Here is a 15,955-nt window from a genome sequence, read left to right on the forward strand (position 1 = left end):
TTAGTAAGTAAATTCGTAGCTTACAAAGCCTTTTTCGTACGTGTTGATGCGGAGAATCACCTGGTCGCCTTGTGCAAGCCGTCCTTCGTAAGCCCATAAGGGTATGGAAAGATAGCTCTTGCGGGTGAACGCCTCATAATCACCGTTCTGGTTGTGATAGAGTGTCAGGTGAAGTGTCCGGCTGCCGTCCTCATTGTCGGTGATTCCGTCTTCAATGAAATGGAAGATATGGCTTTTTTCTTTGGCCATAGGCAGCAGAATCAGGTTGAGGTAGTTTCCGGATTTCCATACACTCTGAATGTTCAGCGGATCGGTTTTGGCGATGCCGTCTGGCAGTTTGTTGGCTGTTACCGGTTTCACGGCGATAATCAGCTGGCAGGAATACAGCAGGGCTGTTGCATTTCCTTGTGTGTCTGTTTCCTTGGGTTCATAAATGGATACTGTCCGGTAAGTCGAATCGGGTGTCAGTCCGTCCAGCCCTTCCCGGTTGAGAATCTGCAACGTCTCTCCCTTGTCGGTGATAAGGTCCTGAAGGGTTCCGCTTGTATCGGTCGTTACATCGATAAAAGTGCTTATCACGTTGGGGTAGACGTACTCATCCTCCTTGCATGCCCCCAGAAAGAGCAGGCAGAAGAATGTGCTTAAAAGAAGGGGAACCCGTTTCATGCTTCGGTGGCTTTCAGGTAGTTGATAGCCGGGTTGGCATACATTTGCAGGATACACCGACGGAGGAAATCTTCGTCTTTGTTGGGCAGCTGAATCAGGTTCAGTTTCTGTTGCAGGTAGGCTTCGAAACGTTGCTTTTCTTCCGGTGTATATTTGCCAGCGAAGGTATCGGTGCCGTTCAGCAAATCACAGGCCACGTAGTTTCCCGGATATATCCGGTAGCTGCGATGGATGTGACGGTCAATCAGTGTGGCCAGACGGTTGAAGATTTCCGTCTTAGGCAGTCCCCGCAATGTTTCCAGTTCCTCGTTCATACACGGAGCCGTTTGGAAATGCACGTGTCCTTTGTAGCCGAAAATACCCGTCTGCATGTTAGTCAGGTCGTCTGCCTGGCTTTTCTTGAAATTCTCCGAATCCCGTTTCTGCTGCATTTCCTTTGCCTTCAGGAAGTCACACGGATCATACTCGTACGACAGGGCCACAGGTACGAGGTTCAGTTCCTTCAACCGGTCTACGATGTCGCCTTCCCCTCCCATGGCCAGCATTTTCAACACACTTTCCTGGGTACGGTCGTTGGAGTCCTTGGCTCTTCCTTCACGCTGGGCAATCCACACATTTTCCTTTTTCTGAGTTACGGCAAAATGGATGTAGCGCGACATGCGGGCCGACGATTCCAGCATCTGCCGCATGCTCAGGGCACGCTGCACGATAAACGACTTGTTCACCCGGACCAGCTTTTTTATCCATGGATAAATCAGCAGGTTGTCGCCGATAGCAATTTCCACGGTAGTGGGGAAACCGTTGTCCAGGAGGCCGACAGATAGAAATCCCGGATCGAGTACGATATCCCGGTGATTGGAGATAAACGTATAACTCTTCTGTTTGTCGGGCAAGGAAGAGGCATCCAGATCGAATCCGTCACTATGCTGTTGCATGATGTCGTGGAGCAGCTTGTGAAAGAACGTTTTCTGTACGTCCAGGTTGGTCTTGCAGTGGCGCAGCTGTGCCGCGATTAGCTCCATGGGAACATCCGGCATGACAGACTGGATGACAGCCTGAAAATCCTTGTCGGCCAACAGTTCCTCGCAGATTTGCGGAAGCTCTTCGGGGGTGTACGGACGAATGTCGTCAAATTCAGCAGGTATGTTCATGATATTGAATGGCTTATTCTCTTCAAAGATACAAAATTAATTGAAATGGTCTTCAATAATGTCGGTCATTACATCTTTTATATCCAGTCCGGCGGCACGTACCTGTTGCGGAATGAAGCTGGTAGCCGTCATTCCCGGAGTGGTATTGATTTCGAGCATGTTGATTTTTTCGCCTTCCGTGATGATGTAATCCACGCGGACGATGCCCTTGCAACCCAGGATGTCGTAGATGGCGGAAGTGAGTTGCTGTACGCGGCTGGTCAGTTCTGGGCTGAGGCGAGCCGGGGTGATTTCCGTCACTTCTCCTTTGTATTTGGCGTTGTAGTCGAAGAACTCGTTCTTGCTGACTACTTCGGTAATCGGGAATACTACAGCACTATTTTTAGTCTTGTAGCATCCGTTGGCCAGTTCGATACCGTCCATAAAGGCCTCAATCATCACGTCGTCCGATTCCTTGAAGGCTTCTTGCAAGGCCGGTTGGATTTGTTCCTTGGTTTTCACCTTGGTCACGCCGAAGCTGGAACCGCTGGCGTTGGGTTTAATGAAGCAAGGCAGTCCGATTTTGCTGATGACCTCCTCGTCGCTGATGCCATGGCGTTTGTTTACCAGCATGGACTCAGCTACCCGTATGCCGAAACCTTTCAGGTACTGGTTCAAGGTGAACTTGCTGAAAGTCATGGCCGATACCAGTACGTCGCAGGTAGAGTAAGGGATGCCGATTAGTTCGAAATACCCCTGCAGAATACCGTTTTCTCCCGGAGTTCCGTGGATGGTGATATAGGCAAAGTCGGGGATGATTTTCTTTCCGTGGTCCATAAAGCTGAAGTCGTTCTTGTCCACTTTGGCACGGCTTCCGTCAGAAAGGATGGCTTCCCAGTGTGCTTTGGTCAGTTCCACAATATAAAGGGTATATTTTTCCTGGTCGATAAAAGAGTAGATACCCTCTGCACTTTTCATGGAGACTTCGTGTTCGGAAGAGTCTCCTCCTGCTACAATCGCAATTGTACGTTTCATAATTATTCTCTGTTACTGATATACGTTCTCCATCGTTCCAGCAGACAGGTCATGTCTTCAGGCAGTTCGGAAGTGAAAAACATTTCCTCTCCCGTGCGGGGATGTACAAACCCCAGTGTCTTGGCATGCAAGGCCTGACGGGGACAGATTTCGAAACAGTTGTTTACAAATTGTTTGTATTTGCTGAAATGAGTTCCTTTCAAGATTTCATGGCCGCCGTAGCGTTCGTCATTGAACAAGGTGTGGCCGATGTATTTCATGTGTACGCGAATCTGATGGGTGCGTCCGGTCTCAAGCACACATTTCACCAGCGTGACGTAGCCCAGCCGTTCCAGCACCTGATAGTGAGTGACGGCATGTTTTCCCTGAGTCGGGTCGGCCATGACGGCCATCTGCATCCGGTCGCGCGGGTTTCGTCCGATGTTGCCCACGATGGTGCCTTCATCCTGTTCCACGATGCCCCACACCAAAGCATTGTATTCACGCTTGGTGGTCTTGTGGTAGAACTGTAATCCCAGGTTGGTTTTTGCGTCCGGTGTCTTGGCTACCACGAGCAAGCCCGACGTATCCTTGTCGATGCGGTGTACCAGTCCCACTTGCGGGTCGTTCGGATTATAGGTCGGCACGTCGCGCAGATGCCAGGCGATGGCATTGACCAACGTTCCGTGATAATTCCCGCAGCCCGGATGTACTACCAGTCCCGCCGGTTTGTTGATGACCATCAGGTCGTCATCCTCATACACGATGTCCAAAGGAATATCCTCCGGGATGATGTCGTTCTCGTAGCGCGGACGGTCCATCATCACGGTCAGCACATCCAGCGGCTTTACCTTATAGCTGCTCTTCACCGGTTTTCCGTTGGCCATGACAAAGCCATTGTCGGCTGCCGTCTGGATACGGTTGCGCGACGCATTGACGATGCGTTCGAATAAGTATTTGTCGATGCGGACAGGAGCCTGTCCCTTGTCTACCACCGTACGGAAATGTTCGTACAGTTCCGGTTCTCCTCCAATCGGTTCAATATCGTCTGGCGTTTCGCCGTCCAGCTCGTAATCAATCAAATCTTCTGCCATCTTTACTTTAGGAGGTTAGAACCAGGAGTCATCCACTTCAGCTTCGCTGTTTTCAGGTACTCCTTCACTTATCATTATTTGGGTAGAATCCATGGCCAGCGAATCGCGGATAGCCGTGTTGCCCACGCATAAGGTCAGCATGGCCTCGTGGGGAACCTTGTCCCCGCTCATCAGACTTCTGCCACGGTATTTGATGCCGTAAATCCAGTCTTGTTCCCCTGAAACATATTCCGGTTCCGTCAAACGGAATCCCATGGCTTTCAGTTTGGCCTCTGCCTGTCGCAGGGAACTGTTGTCAACCAAATCGGGCAGCTTCACCAGCGGCACCTTCGAAGTGGTAACGGTCAGGTAGATGGTACGCCCTTCCTTTACGCGTGCCCCTTCTGCCGGATTCTGGTCCAGTACCATACCGTCGGGCAGTCCTTTCACATAGCTGGAGTCTACTACCAGCCCTTCCAGCTTCTGGTTATGCAGCGCCAGCTGGGCTTCCCCCAGCGACTTGTTTTTGACATTGGGCACCACGTAGGCTTCTCCGTGGTGTGTATAGTGGTCGAGCCAGAGCAGTGTGCCCCAGCATGCACCGATAACAACCACAATCATGGCTATCAGGTTCAGCCAGAAAAAACGGTTCTGTTTGAATGAAAAGAATTCTTTCAGGGTTATCATGTTACGTCAAAGTCTATAATTGGGACAAAGATATAACATTTTGTTGGAATACGGGGGAGTAATCGGTGAAACCTATGTCTTTTTAACATGAAAACAGACACTTGCCACAGAAAGGGTACGGGTGAGGGGCGTGAAAGGTGTGGAGAGAAAATGTATGAGGGAGGAGGACTTTTTCTTAATGCCTTTTAAAGCAGACGGGACACTTCTTAATCTATGTTATAAAACATGCGTAAACGTGCACAATACTTGCATAATTCCAGAAAGTCCGTACCTTTGCATCGTGTTTTTCATAGTATTAGATTTAAGGTTAACAAAGGTTGGAGTTCAGCGGAACTCCTTTTTTTATGCCTTTACTTTTGGAATGCTTTCATAATACACGTAGGATGTCCATCTTCGTTAAAGGCCCCAAGTGCATAAGTAGAAGGTTTGCATTCCGGCTCCCAATAGAATACTCCTTTGCAATATCCTTGGGTATTGTTTTGGGCTTCAGACAGGATGCGCCGGAGCAGTTTCTCTCCTTCTTCTGGTTGGGCCGATTCCATACCTGTTTCCACAATCATGACATCGCAGTTATATTTTTTGCCGACTCGCCGAATGTTTTCCATACATCCGTTGATAGCTTCGTCTGCGTTTGCTACTTTTTTGTATAAGACAGACCAGTAGGGGTAAAGCGACATGCCAATCATATCCCATTTCCCTCCGTATTGTTTCAATCCATCGAAAATATAGTTATACAGGTTGTTGTCGAAACCGTTATCCAGATGTACGATGACAGTAGCTTCTGGAAAAATGGATTTTACAGCGTCGTATCCCGCTGTGGTGAGACCTGCGTATTGGGCCATCTGCGTACTGGCCCGGCCCATTTCCCATAAAAAGCCGTCGCTGGTTTCATTGCCTACCTGTACCCATTTGGGAGTGATGCCGTGATTTTTCAGCAGTTGAAGTACTTCTTTGGTATGTGCAGCCAAGGCTTTTTTCATTTCTTCATACGACAAGCCTTTCCAAGCTTGAGGTACATTTTGTTTGCCTGGGTCGGCCCACCAGTCGCTGTAATGGAAGTCTACCATCAACTCCATGTGGTTGGCCTTTACTCGCTTGGCCAATTCCAGCATATCTTCCTTGCTGCTCCATTTGTGTTGAGGATTCACCCACACACGTAGCCGAATGGCGTTCATCCCCAATTTTTTCATGAGTGAAGTACATTCTTGTTCATTGTCTTGGAAGTCGTAGAAGTGATGTCCTTCTGCTTCCAATTCTGTCGTCCAGCTGATGTCGGCTCCTTTGTAAAAAGTAGAAGTGTCCGTCTGTCCGTATAGGTGAATCATATTTCCCCATAAGAGGAGCATGAGTATGTGTCTTATTTTCATGGTTAATCATTTTTTTTGTACTGTGATAGCAATCTTTCCATTTTTCAGTCCCTTTCCGTGTGCAGACAGTTCAATTTGTCCAGATTGCTCTCCTGATTGCAGAATGACGGTCAACATTCCTCCAAAGGCATGCATCTGAGGAAGATGAAAAGCATCCAGGCAGGTGGGGTCTCCATTGGCTGAGGCCAGGAATCTTCCGGCTCCCTTTACCTTAAACTGAAGAAGACGGTTGTCGTTGGGACATAAGTTTCCTTCTTTATCTACCACCCGAAGTGTGATATAAGTCAAGTCTTTTCCATCCGCGTTTAATGTAGACCGGGAAGCGGATAATTCAATGTGATGCGCTTTCCCTGCAGTATGTATTGTTTTTTCTGCTACTGCCTTCCCAGATTCGTTGTAAGCAATTACTTTGACTTCTCCAGGCTCATAGATGGCATGAGGCCACATCAAACGGAAACGGTTCTCCGGAGTTTCTCCGTGTTTGGTCTGTTTGCCGAAACTTTTTCCATTTATGAATAACTCGGCAGAAGGATAGCTGGTGTATACAAACACAGGCACTTCGGTTCCTTCATGTCCTTCCCAGTTCCAATGGGGCAGAATATGTAAGGTTTCCGCTTTTTTGTTCCATACACTGCGATACAGATAATAGCGGTCTTTGGGGATAGAAGCCAAGTCGATGATGCCGAACATGGAACTGTGGTTGGGCCATGCGTCAGTATCATACGGACTAGGTTCTCCTAGGTAATCAAATCCGGTCCATACAAATTGTCCCAGTGTCCAGTCGTAGTCTTCTGCCAGTGCCAGGTCAATATCGGGAATATTGGACCATGCACAATGTTCCAAGTCGTAAGAAGAAGATTGATGGTCTTCATAGAGGGCATCGGCCTTGCGTACGGCTGGTAATTTGTAGACACCTCTGGAACTGACGGTGGAGGAGGTTTCGGAACCCAATATCAGGTTCTGCGGAAGACGGTCGTAGGCTTCCTGATAGCGATGGGCACGGTAATTCAATCCCGGGATGTCAATCATGGAGGCGAATCCGTTGTCCAGCACACAGCTCACCTGGTCCATTCCGCAGGTGACCGGCCGGGTAGGATCTTCTCTGTGGCATATATCCTGCAGGAACTTAGCCACCCGATAGCCTTCAGGGCTACATTGAGTGGGCACTTCGTTACCGATGCTCCACATAATTACGCTGGGATTGTTGCGATAGTGCCGGAGCATATTGACCATGTCTTTTTCGGCCCATTCTTGGAAATAGCGGTGATAACCGTTTTCACATTTGGCTATATCCCATTCGTCAAAAGGTTCAATCATCATCATGAAACCCATTTCATCGCACAGTTCCACCAGTTCCGGAGCAGGCATGTTATGGGCAGTCCGGATAGCGTCGCATCCCATATCCTTCAGGAGTGAAAGCTGGTGGCGGAGAGCTGATTTGTTGACTGCAGCTCCCAAGGGACCTAGGTCATGATGGTTGCATACCCCTTGAAATTTACGGTGCTGCCCGTTCAGGTAAAAACCTTTGTCGGCCACAAACTCAATGGTACGGATACCGAAGCGGGTGGTATAGGTATCCGTCAGTTTCCCTTCACAATAGATTTTGGATACGGCCTGATACAATGCCGGAGATTCAGGCGACCATAAAGACGGATTTGATACAAGGAAATTTTGTGTGAAAGGCTGCCCGTGGTTGATGTAGCCTTTATTTTCCTTGGATGCGACCACTTTCCCTTCCGGAGAAAGAATGTCTGTAACTACGGTCAGTTCTTTTGTGCCGGCTCCTTCAATCTGAGTGCGCAGGCATACAGAGGCAAAATCCTTGTCTACGTGGGGAGTCGTAATCTGCGTACCCCAGACAGGCACATGCATCTTTTCGGTGGATAGGACGTGCACGTTCCGGTACAGTCCGGCTCCTGGATACCAGCGTGAAGACTGAGGCTTGTTCTCCAGTCTTACGGCCAGAATGTTTTCCTTACCGTCTGCATAGACCACATCGGTCACATCACAGTAAAATGAGTTGTAACCGTAAGGCCAGAAGCAGACTTCTTTTCCATTGACATATACACGTGCTTCACTCATAGCCCCGTCGAAGACCAAGGTGGTATGCTTTCCTTGGGGAGTCTTGAATGTGGTCCGATACCAGCCGGTTCCCACATAAGGCAGCCCTCCGGTACGTCCGGTTTTTACGGAAGCTTCCGTCTCCAGGTTTTGTGTGACAGCTACGCGTTGCAGGTCATTGTTTCGGTCGAACGGTCCGTAAATAGCCCAGTCATGAGGTACTCTGACCTTCTCCCATTGGGTATCGTTGAATGTAGCCGATTGTGCATCGGCTACATCTCCTTTCATAAACTTCCAGTTCTTTTCCAACGTTTGTTCGTTACGTTGTCCGTAAGCCGACAGGAACGTCAGGAAGCATAAGCTGAAAGATAATAAACTGTTCTTCATACTTATATTTATAGTTTTGTGAATCAATCTCTTTTGAATGCATTGAATGAACTGGTGGGACGACCCTCATCGGTGAACATACCTTTGTGGTAACCTTCCCATCCTCCATAGCATTCAGGTTCCCAGGCAAAGACGCCCAGGCATCCTTCCACTTCTTTGGCTTTGGTGATGAAGTCTGTGTAGAACGCTTCGGCTTCTGCATAGTTCCAGTTGATACCGATTTCGCACATCATGACTTTTTTGTGATAACGTTCCACCAAGTCCTTCATGTTGGCAATGCAGTCGTTGTTCATGGTTCTCCAGTCTTTTTTGCTATCGTCGTCTCCATCCGGTTCCGGATACAATGACATTCCGATTACGTCCCATTTGGCTCCATCATTCTGCAACCCGTCGAACAACCAGATATACCGGTTGGGATTGTTGCCTTCATCAATATGGATGATGGTCAATGCGTCGGGATAGACACTTTTGGTTGCCTCATATCCGGCATTGATGAGTTCTGCAAAATTGCGAGTGTTTCCGCTGGAAGCTTTTCCGTCATCCCACAGCATGCCGGTACGCGTTTCATTGCCTATTTGTACCCATTCCACATCGATATCCATTGTTTTGAGGGCACTAAGCACTTCAGTCGTATGGCTTGCCACGGCTGTTTTCAATTCTTCGAAGTTGTATCCGGCCCATGCGGCAGGCTTCTCCTGATGGGCTGGGTCTGCCCAAGTGTCACTGTAATGGAAGTCAATCATCAGCCGGTAGCCTAAGTTCTTGGCACGCCAGGCTTTTATCAATACATCGTCTTTATTGCACCAGCCGTCGGTAGGGTTTACCCATACGCGCAGGCGAATGGCATTCATGCCGAGTGTGCGGAGCAACTCCATACATTCGTGTGATTTTCCGTTTGCATCGTAAAACTTGCGCCCGAAACTTTCCATCTCGGTAAGCCAGCTTACATCTGCTCCACGGGCAAATCCAGTCATATCATAGGTCTCTGTCTGTTCCTCTGTGTCAGGGAAGGTGGGGGTATCATTGTCTGTGCAGGAAACAAAGGAAGTTCCTACGAACAGCATCAAGCCAATCCACCAGTTTTTTATTGTTTTCATAAAGGTTTATTCTTTTAGGGTTGATAGTAATTAATTGATTGGTTCAAAGCTCCAGGTCATGGTAGTTAAATCAACGATGATTTGTAGTTTTAGCACAGTTTCCTCGCTCCAGCTATAGCCTTGCAGCCAGAGTGTACCAGCCGAAGAGTCTTTGCTTAATTGGAATCCGCTTGTATTCTCTTCGCTCCAGTTGGTGCCGTAGGTAACAGAGTTGTTGTCAACAAATTTGAAATCATAATTGTATATGCCTTCAAAGATTCCTTGATAAATACCTTCACTTTTCTTCTCGAGGTCTAAAACTTTCTCTCCTAACGTCCAATTATTTTTATCAAAGATATACATGCTCATGGAAGTTGGGTATTCATCGGCATTGCTGTATTGCCAAGTTAATTCACTTAAGTTGACGGTAATAGTGACATTTACCGTATTTCCTCCGTCAAACCATAAGTTCCATTTATCGCCTGCGGTTGAAAGTTTGCTGTTGTCGTTCGGGTCGCAGCCATACCATTTCTGATTAGTCTGGTCGATAATCTGGAAGTTGTAGTTATCGCCGGTATATTGTCCGCTGTAGATACCTTTCTCACGGTCAATTAGAGTGAGAGTAGTCATCGTTACTTCTGATCCATCATCATTATAATGTACTACTTCCAGTTGGTCGGGATAAACCGTTGGCAGACTGCTTCCTCCGGCTGTGATGGAAATGCTGGCTGGCTTTTGTGGGTCATCCAGTGAAACCGTCACTGTACATGTACCTGTCTGTGGAATGGAAACGGTGATTTCTTCCGGTGTCTGTGCATCAGACAATTCGATGTTTTCACCATTGCTCCGGAAGTAAATCGGAGTACTGATACCGGCTCCGGAGTTTGTACCGGTAGACACATTCCATTGCTCTCCGTTACCACTCAGTGTGACAGTCGTATTTCCGGTTTGCTCTGCGTTAAAGGTACCTACCCAGCATTTGTTTTCTTTGTCGAATGTCAGTGAAATCGGTGAACTGCCTAGTCCTTCTACCGACAAGGTGGAGATGTGCAGCGCACTCCATTCTGTTGATATGGTATTCACAATTACATAATAGCATCCGTCATTTTCAGGGAACCACATGTTCTGGCGGTTGTTGGTTGCATCGTTGGTCAAATGGAAGGCTCCTTCATCGCCTGCTGTCCCCCACAGGTTGCCGTTTGCTTCTTTCAGGAAGATATGATACCATCCGTATGGAATGGATACGAATCCTTTGTAGACGCCGTCTGCATCCGGAGAATAAAGTGTCATGTCCGTATCGCCGATGACTTGGTTGCTGTTGTCTGATTCTACGACGATTCCCGTGTGCATGTCAATCTCATAAGGGGTGACCTGGATACGGATGACGTTGCTATAGGCTGCAGGAATATTGGTACCTGCGGCACTTGCCAGACGGAAATATAACGTGCTGGCAGTGCCTACTTGGGCACCCAGATTGACAGCAATTGTATTTAATTCAGCCCCTGTGAAGGCTTTGGACAATGAAGAGGTTTCTGTGCGGGAAATCGTACCGCTGAAGTCTTCTGTCAGTGCCGCTTCCAGATACGTGCTGACTGAAACGGCTGCGCCGGCATCGGGTACACTGGATGTGAGGGTCTGTTCGGTCCAGGCAAAGGAAAGTACAATTTCCTGAGAGTGTGCTGAAGAAAGAACTATTTCCTGGGTAGAGGCTATCAGCTCATTTCCCTCCAGGCTTTTCAGGTAGATTTTATCTCCATCCTTTTCACATGCGGTGAACGACAGCAGTGAAAAAAGAATGATAAAAGTATAGGTAATGAATTTCATGATTGTCTTAGGTTTATGAAGATTAATAGTTCTCGTTATATAGATTCGGGTTGGCCGACAGTTCGGTTGCAGGAATCGGATAGATGTTGTACTTGCTGTCTACAGAAGTACCTGCTTGACTGCCTCCTTTCCATTCCCACAGTTTGTCGGCGGTGGTAAAGCAATTGAAGCGTATCAGGTCGGTGCGGCGGCTGCATTCCCAGTACAATTCCCGCAGGCGTTCGTCCAGGAAGAAGATGCAGTTGTCTTTGGTCAGCTCATTCATGGGAACGTTGAAAGAGGAGTTGCCAAAAGCTCTTTCCCGCAATGCGTTGACGTATCCTAAAGCCCGGTTCATGTCTCCCTTCCCACCTCGTGCAGTAGCTTCTGCATACATCAGGTATACATCGGCCAGTCGGAACAATGGATAATCTGTGCTTACTCCGTTGAGGTCGGTGTTAGATGCTTGCTGTCCGTCGTCTGTCAGGTTCGTCCATTTGGTAACCAAGTAACCCGTACTTTGATCGTCCATGGATGTGACTTCCTGTGTCTGTCCCTCTGTAAAAAAGCCAGCTCGTATATCACTCTGCTGGAACAGGGAAGAGGCTGCTTGGCGGATTCGCATGGAGCCCCATCCTTTGGTTGCTCCATAATCTGCAGGGACTTGGTATTCTGAGGTCTGGCTGATAGCTCCGCATACCATATATGTAGAGCTTCCCCATGATACAGTGGTGTTGGCATCTACCGGCAGGGTAAAGATAATTTCATTGGTACGCTTGTCGTTGTCGGCGTTAAACAGTTTCTTGTACTCGGGTTCGAGGGTGTAGCCTTCTTCGATAACGGCTTCACATGCCTGAATACATTCATCGTATTTGGTGGTGCCGATGTAGGTTGCGGCATTTAGGTACATTTTGGCAAGCAACGTATAGGCGGCTCCTTTGGAAGCTCTTCCGTACGGGCAAGAATTCTTGTCGAGCAAGTCACTGTCTTCTCCGGTTAGTTCTTTGAGCTCGCTTTCAATAAAATTGAAAATTTGTTCTGCCGTATAACGGGGCGGGATGAAACTTCCTACCGGGTCGTTCTCCGTCACGAAAGGAATGTCGTGAAACAAGTCCATGGCATGATAGTAGAACAAGGCCCGCATGAAACGTGCTTCTGCACGATACTGACGGATTGCAGTTTGCTCGTTCTCACTGAAACCGCTGATTTTTTCGTCCGAAGCGTTCCGCAGGAATTCATTGCAAAGCGCGATGTTGTAATAAATACGGTAGTACATATCCGATACCCAAGAGTTGTTGGCATCCCATGACAGGTTGCTGATATCCGTCAGGTTTTCTCCGCTCAACCAGGTGTAGGCCACTTCATCTGTTCCAATTTCCTGCAGGTTGAAGTAACACCGCATGTAGTCTTGGCCGTTGTTGCTGGAGAGGTCGGCATTGCCTCCTCCTTTCTCCTGTCCAGTGGTGACCATGGTGGTGTAGATTTTGGCAAGTACTTTATAATAATTCTCCGCCGATGTATAGACATTTTCGGAAGTGGTTTCCAAATGTGGATATTGATTCAGGTCGTCCACACAGGAAGGAGTAAGTAATGAGGTGCAGCAGAATAAAGCTGCATATAGTATTTTCTTCATGATAGTATGCGGTTAGAGTTAGAAATTGAGTCCAAGATTCAGTGAATAAGTACGCGGGCGTGGATAGAATGAATTATCCATTCCATTGGGGACCTCCGGATCTACTCCACTGTATTTGGTGATGCAGAATACGTTTTGTACCATAATGCTGGCATTCAGGCTGCAACCTTTGAAAATTTCGCCGAAGTTGTATCCCAAATTCAGGTTGTCCATTTTCAGGAAAGAGGCATTTTCCACATAGTAATCCGACAGATACTGGCGTTGCTGGAAACCTGTTTCGAGGTAGCTGGTCGACAGGTTGTTCAATTGGAAGGCGTTGTAGCTCATGGTTTCCATGGCGCCGGTATTCATGGCCATTCCATTGTACACATAGTTGCCGATGTTGGCACGGAAACTCATTCCCAGGGTCCATTGTTTCCAGCGGAGCGAAGTGCTCAATCCCATGATATAATCTGGAGCAGGGGAGTGGTAGCGGTAAAGGTCACCCGAATCAATGACTCCGTCGTGGTTCAAATCGGCATAGGCTCCTTCTATCGGCTTGCCGGTTTTCTCGTCATACAATTGTTTGTAGACATAGAACATATATGGTTCATATCCTTCGGTCAAGGTCTGGAACTGATAGCCGTCAATAGAGGGGCCCACAGGCATGTTGGTGGCTTCACTTCCCGGCACGATGGACAAGTTCTTGACTTTCATGGATTGCCAGGTCATGTTGAAGCTGATGTCCCAGTTAAAATCCTTGGTTTGAATCGGTGTGGCGTTGAGTGAGAACTCAATACCTTTACTGTCTACATTTCCCACGTTGGTGGTGATGTTCTTATCGAAAGTAGAACCTGCAGCGGCCGGAACGGTGGCAATCAAATCTTTTGTTTTACGGGTATAATAATCCAGACTACCGGTCAGACGGTCTTTTAAAAAGCCGAAATCGAAACCAAAGTTCCAAGAGGTGGTAGTTTCCCATTTCAAGTCAGACACATAAGCTTCCGGGCGATACGTGTAGATAGGAGTGCCTTCTACTATACCTTGTGCGCCATCCTGGCTCAGTGTATAGACCGGTAGATAATTATAGTTGCCAATTCCATCCTGCTGTCCGGTAACTCCGTAGCTTGCTCTTAGCTTGAGGTTGCTGAGCACCTTCTGGTTTTTCATGAATCCTTCTTCGGTCAAACGCCATCCCAATGCAATAGAAGGGAAGGTTCCCCATCGCTGGTTGGCTGCAAAGCGGGATGTTGCATCCCGGCGTACAGTTGCGGTCAGCATGTAACGTGAGCCGTATGAATAATTTAAACGTCCATAATAAGAGAGTAATGTATGGCGTTCATCAGAAGCCTTGAATACCGTTTGAGTCTCTCCTGCTGCATTGCGTGAATAAGTTTCCGGGGTAGTCGATTTCCAATATTGGTAGTCATATCCTACTGTCACATCGAAATTGCTGTTCAGACTTTCCACCATTTTATTGTAGTTGGCATACAGGGTCAGTAGGCGGTTCTCGTTTTTCTGTGGACCGTAGGGATAGTAATATCCTCCGGTTGTGTAATATTCTGCGGCTTCCGAGCTGACATATTCAGAACCTTTTCCTTCTGCATAGTCATAACCGAATGTGGCATGTATCTTCAAATCTGGGAAGAAATGCAGACGATAATCTACGTCGAAGTTTCCGATGAAACGCGTCACCTTGCTGTGTGCATCTTTTTGTTCCAGCAATCCCAGTGGGTTTAATACGCCGCCGGTAACGGGGTTACCGTCGCTGCCGATAGCTTCGGTATATCCGCCGAATGCATCGCTGCCGGAGTAGACCGGAATGGTCGGATTCATGGTAGCTCCTCCCCAGATGGCGCTGGTGTTGGCAAACTGGTTTTTGTTCAGAGAACCTTTCAGGTTCAATGTCAGTTTCAAGTGGTCATCCAGTAAAGAGGGAGACAGTGACACACTCCCTGTAAAACGTTCTGCATTATCGGTTTTCAACAAACCGTCCTGGTTGTAATAACCCAAAGATACACGCAAAGGCCAGTTCTTGGCAATTTTCCCAGACATGCTCAGGTTGTTGTCGGTTCCGAAGGCATTGTGGTAGATATAGTCGTTCCAGTTGGTGCGTGTAGTTCCCAGTAATGCTTTTTGTGCGTCACTTCCTTGTGTATTTACCACTTGGATAAACTGGTCACAATCCAGCATGTCGGCCAGTCTTGTGTGGGTCTGTATGGAGTTGGTCGTACTGAAGGTAAATTTCAGTTTGTCAGAGTTTCCTTTTTTGGTTGTAATGATGATGACGCCATTGGAGGCACGTGAACCATAGATGGCAGTAGAGGAAGCATCCTTCAGGATGGTCATGCTTTCAATATCGTTCGGGTTGATGAGGCTTAGGAAGTTTCCACTGTTTCCACTGATTCCTCCTTGTTCCAAGGGCACTCCATCCAATACGATAAGCGGGTCGTTGCTGGCGTTCAGTGAGGCACCTCCACGGACACGAATGGTGCTTCCAGCCGTAGGAGAACCACTGTTGGACATAATCTGCACACCTGAAATCTTACCATTGATTAATTGTTCAGGAGAACTGACCAGACCGGTGTTGAAGTCTTCGCTGGACACATTCGTCACCGATCCGGTTAAATCGCTTTTCCGTTGCGTTCCGTATCCGATGACCACGACGTCACTCAGCATCTGCGTATCCGATTGAAGTTGTACGTTCAATGTCTTTCCGTGGATGGTCAGGGTTTGTGACAAATAGCCGATATAAGAAAATTGTAGTTGGTTTTTTCCGGAGGGTACTTCCAGTGAATAATTTCCGTCGAAATCGGTGATGGTTCCGATGGTTGTTCCCGTCACCACCACATTGACACCAATAAGTGGTTCCTTGTTTTCATCAATTACCTGTCCGGTTACAATTTTGCTTCCGCCTTGCCAGGCGAGCACAGGACTTGTATTCCCGATGCATGTGATACACAGCAATATGAGGAATACTTTCAATAGATTTAAGATTTTGTCTTTCATAAAAGTATTCTTTAAAGATTTGTTTGCTGCAAATGTACATAAGGCTCCCTGAGGGCAGGGAAACATATTG

Annotated in this window: 11 protein-coding genes; all 11 read right to left on the minus strand. The window is 47.7% G+C overall.

What is annotated here, in order from left to right; all coding sequences use genetic code 11:
- The 11 genes from BQ7480_RS02095 to BQ7480_RS02150 all read right to left on the minus strand — a co-directional run bounded on the left by BQ7480_RS02095 (nt 1) and on the right by BQ7480_RS02150 (nt 15,885).
- Entirely contained in the window at nt 1-666 is a 666-nt protein-coding gene (locus BQ7480_RS02095; protein WP_072541521.1) for a NigD1/NigD2 family lipoprotein, read from the minus strand.
- Nucleotides 663-1,817 carry an acyltransferase gene (locus BQ7480_RS02100; protein WP_072541522.1) on the minus strand — a complete coding sequence of 385 codons (1,155 nt, stop codon included), beginning with the start codon at nt 1,815-1,817 and terminating at the stop codon, nt 663-665. Before BQ7480_RS02100 ends, BQ7480_RS02095 begins: the two co-directional genes overlap by 4 nt.
- A gap of 36 nt (nt 1,818-1,853) precedes the next feature.
- On the minus strand, nt 1,854-2,831 hold the full coding sequence (locus BQ7480_RS02105; RefSeq protein ID WP_072541523.1) for a D-alanine--D-alanine ligase: 978 nt from the start codon (nt 2,829-2,831) through the stop codon (nt 1,854-1,856).
- 2 nt (nt 2,832-2,833) lie between these two features.
- Nucleotides 2,834-3,904 carry an RluA family pseudouridine synthase gene (locus BQ7480_RS02110; RefSeq protein ID WP_072541524.1) on the minus strand — a complete coding sequence of 357 codons (1,071 nt, stop codon included), beginning with the start codon at nt 3,902-3,904 and terminating at the stop codon, nt 2,834-2,836.
- 15 nt (nt 3,905-3,919) lie between these two features.
- Nucleotides 3,920-4,570: a PASTA domain-containing protein gene (locus tag BQ7480_RS02115; RefSeq protein ID WP_072541525.1), complete on the minus strand. Its 651-nt coding sequence runs from the start codon at nt 4,568-4,570 to the stop codon at nt 3,920-3,922.
- Between the two features lie 350 nt (nt 4,571-4,920).
- Complete coding sequence (locus tag BQ7480_RS02125; RefSeq protein WP_072541527.1) at nt 4,921-5,937, minus strand: glycoside hydrolase family 53 protein; 1,017 nt, start codon at nt 5,935-5,937, stop codon at nt 4,921-4,923.
- Between the two features lie 6 nt (nt 5,938-5,943).
- Nucleotides 5,944-8,385 carry a glycoside hydrolase family 2 TIM barrel-domain containing protein gene (locus BQ7480_RS02130; protein WP_072541528.1) on the minus strand — a complete coding sequence of 814 codons (2,442 nt, stop codon included), beginning with the start codon at nt 8,383-8,385 and terminating at the stop codon, nt 5,944-5,946.
- Between the two features lie 23 nt (nt 8,386-8,408).
- Nucleotides 8,409-9,482, minus strand: a complete 1,074-nt coding sequence (locus tag BQ7480_RS02135) for a glycoside hydrolase family 53 protein (protein WP_072541529.1) — start codon at nt 9,480-9,482, stop codon at nt 8,409-8,411.
- Between the two features lie 30 nt (nt 9,483-9,512).
- Complete coding sequence (locus BQ7480_RS02140; protein WP_072541530.1) at nt 9,513-11,285, minus strand: DUF5111 domain-containing protein; 1,773 nt, start codon at nt 11,283-11,285, stop codon at nt 9,513-9,515.
- A 22-nt stretch (nt 11,286-11,307) separates the two neighbouring features.
- A complete protein-coding gene (locus tag BQ7480_RS02145) occupies nt 11,308-12,897 on the minus strand; it encodes a RagB/SusD family nutrient uptake outer membrane protein (protein ID WP_072541531.1) in 1,590 nt (529 codons plus the stop codon).
- Between the two features lie 18 nt (nt 12,898-12,915).
- Complete coding sequence (locus BQ7480_RS02150; protein WP_072541532.1) at nt 12,916-15,885, minus strand: SusC/RagA family TonB-linked outer membrane protein; 2,970 nt, start codon at nt 15,883-15,885, stop codon at nt 12,916-12,918.
- Nucleotides 15,886-15,955 lie beyond the last annotated feature (70 nt).

The sequence above is a fragment of the Bacteroides mediterraneensis genome, from assembly GCF_900128455.1.
GTDB lineage: Bacteria > Bacteroidota > Bacteroidia > Bacteroidales > Bacteroidaceae > Phocaeicola > Phocaeicola mediterraneensis.

Coding starts and splice junctions, on each gene's coding strand:
- BQ7480_RS02125 (WP_072541527.1), bottom strand. CDS start 5,937: ATGAAAATAAGACACATACTCATGCTCCTCTTATGGGGAAATATGATT.
- BQ7480_RS02150 (WP_072541532.1), bottom strand. CDS start 15,885: ATGAAAGACAAAATCTTAAATCTATTGAAAGTATTCCTCATATTGCTG.
- BQ7480_RS02115 (WP_072541525.1), bottom strand. CDS start 4,570: ATGATAACCCTGAAAGAATTCTTTTCATTCAAACAGAACCGTTTTTTC.
- BQ7480_RS02145 (WP_072541531.1), bottom strand. CDS start 12,897: ATGAAGAAAATACTATATGCAGCTTTATTCTGCTGCACCTCATTACTT.
- BQ7480_RS02095 (WP_072541521.1), bottom strand. CDS start 666: ATGAAACGGGTTCCCCTTCTTTTAAGCACATTCTTCTGCCTGCTCTTT.
- BQ7480_RS02100 (WP_072541522.1), bottom strand. CDS start 1,817: ATGAACATACCTGCTGAATTTGACGACATTCGTCCGTACACCCCCGAA.
- BQ7480_RS02135 (WP_072541529.1), bottom strand. CDS start 9,482: ATGAAAACAATAAAAAACTGGTGGATTGGCTTGATGCTGTTCGTAGGA.
- BQ7480_RS02140 (WP_072541530.1), bottom strand. CDS start 11,285: ATGAAATTCATTACCTATACTTTTATCATTCTTTTTTCACTGCTGTCG.
- BQ7480_RS02105 (WP_072541523.1), bottom strand. CDS start 2,831: ATGAAACGTACAATTGCGATTGTAGCAGGAGGAGACTCTTCCGAACAC.
- BQ7480_RS02110 (WP_072541524.1), bottom strand. CDS start 3,904: ATGGCAGAAGATTTGATTGATTACGAGCTGGACGGCGAAACGCCAGAC.
- BQ7480_RS02130 (WP_072541528.1), bottom strand. CDS start 8,385: ATGAAGAACAGTTTATTATCTTTCAGCTTATGCTTCCTGACGTTCCTG.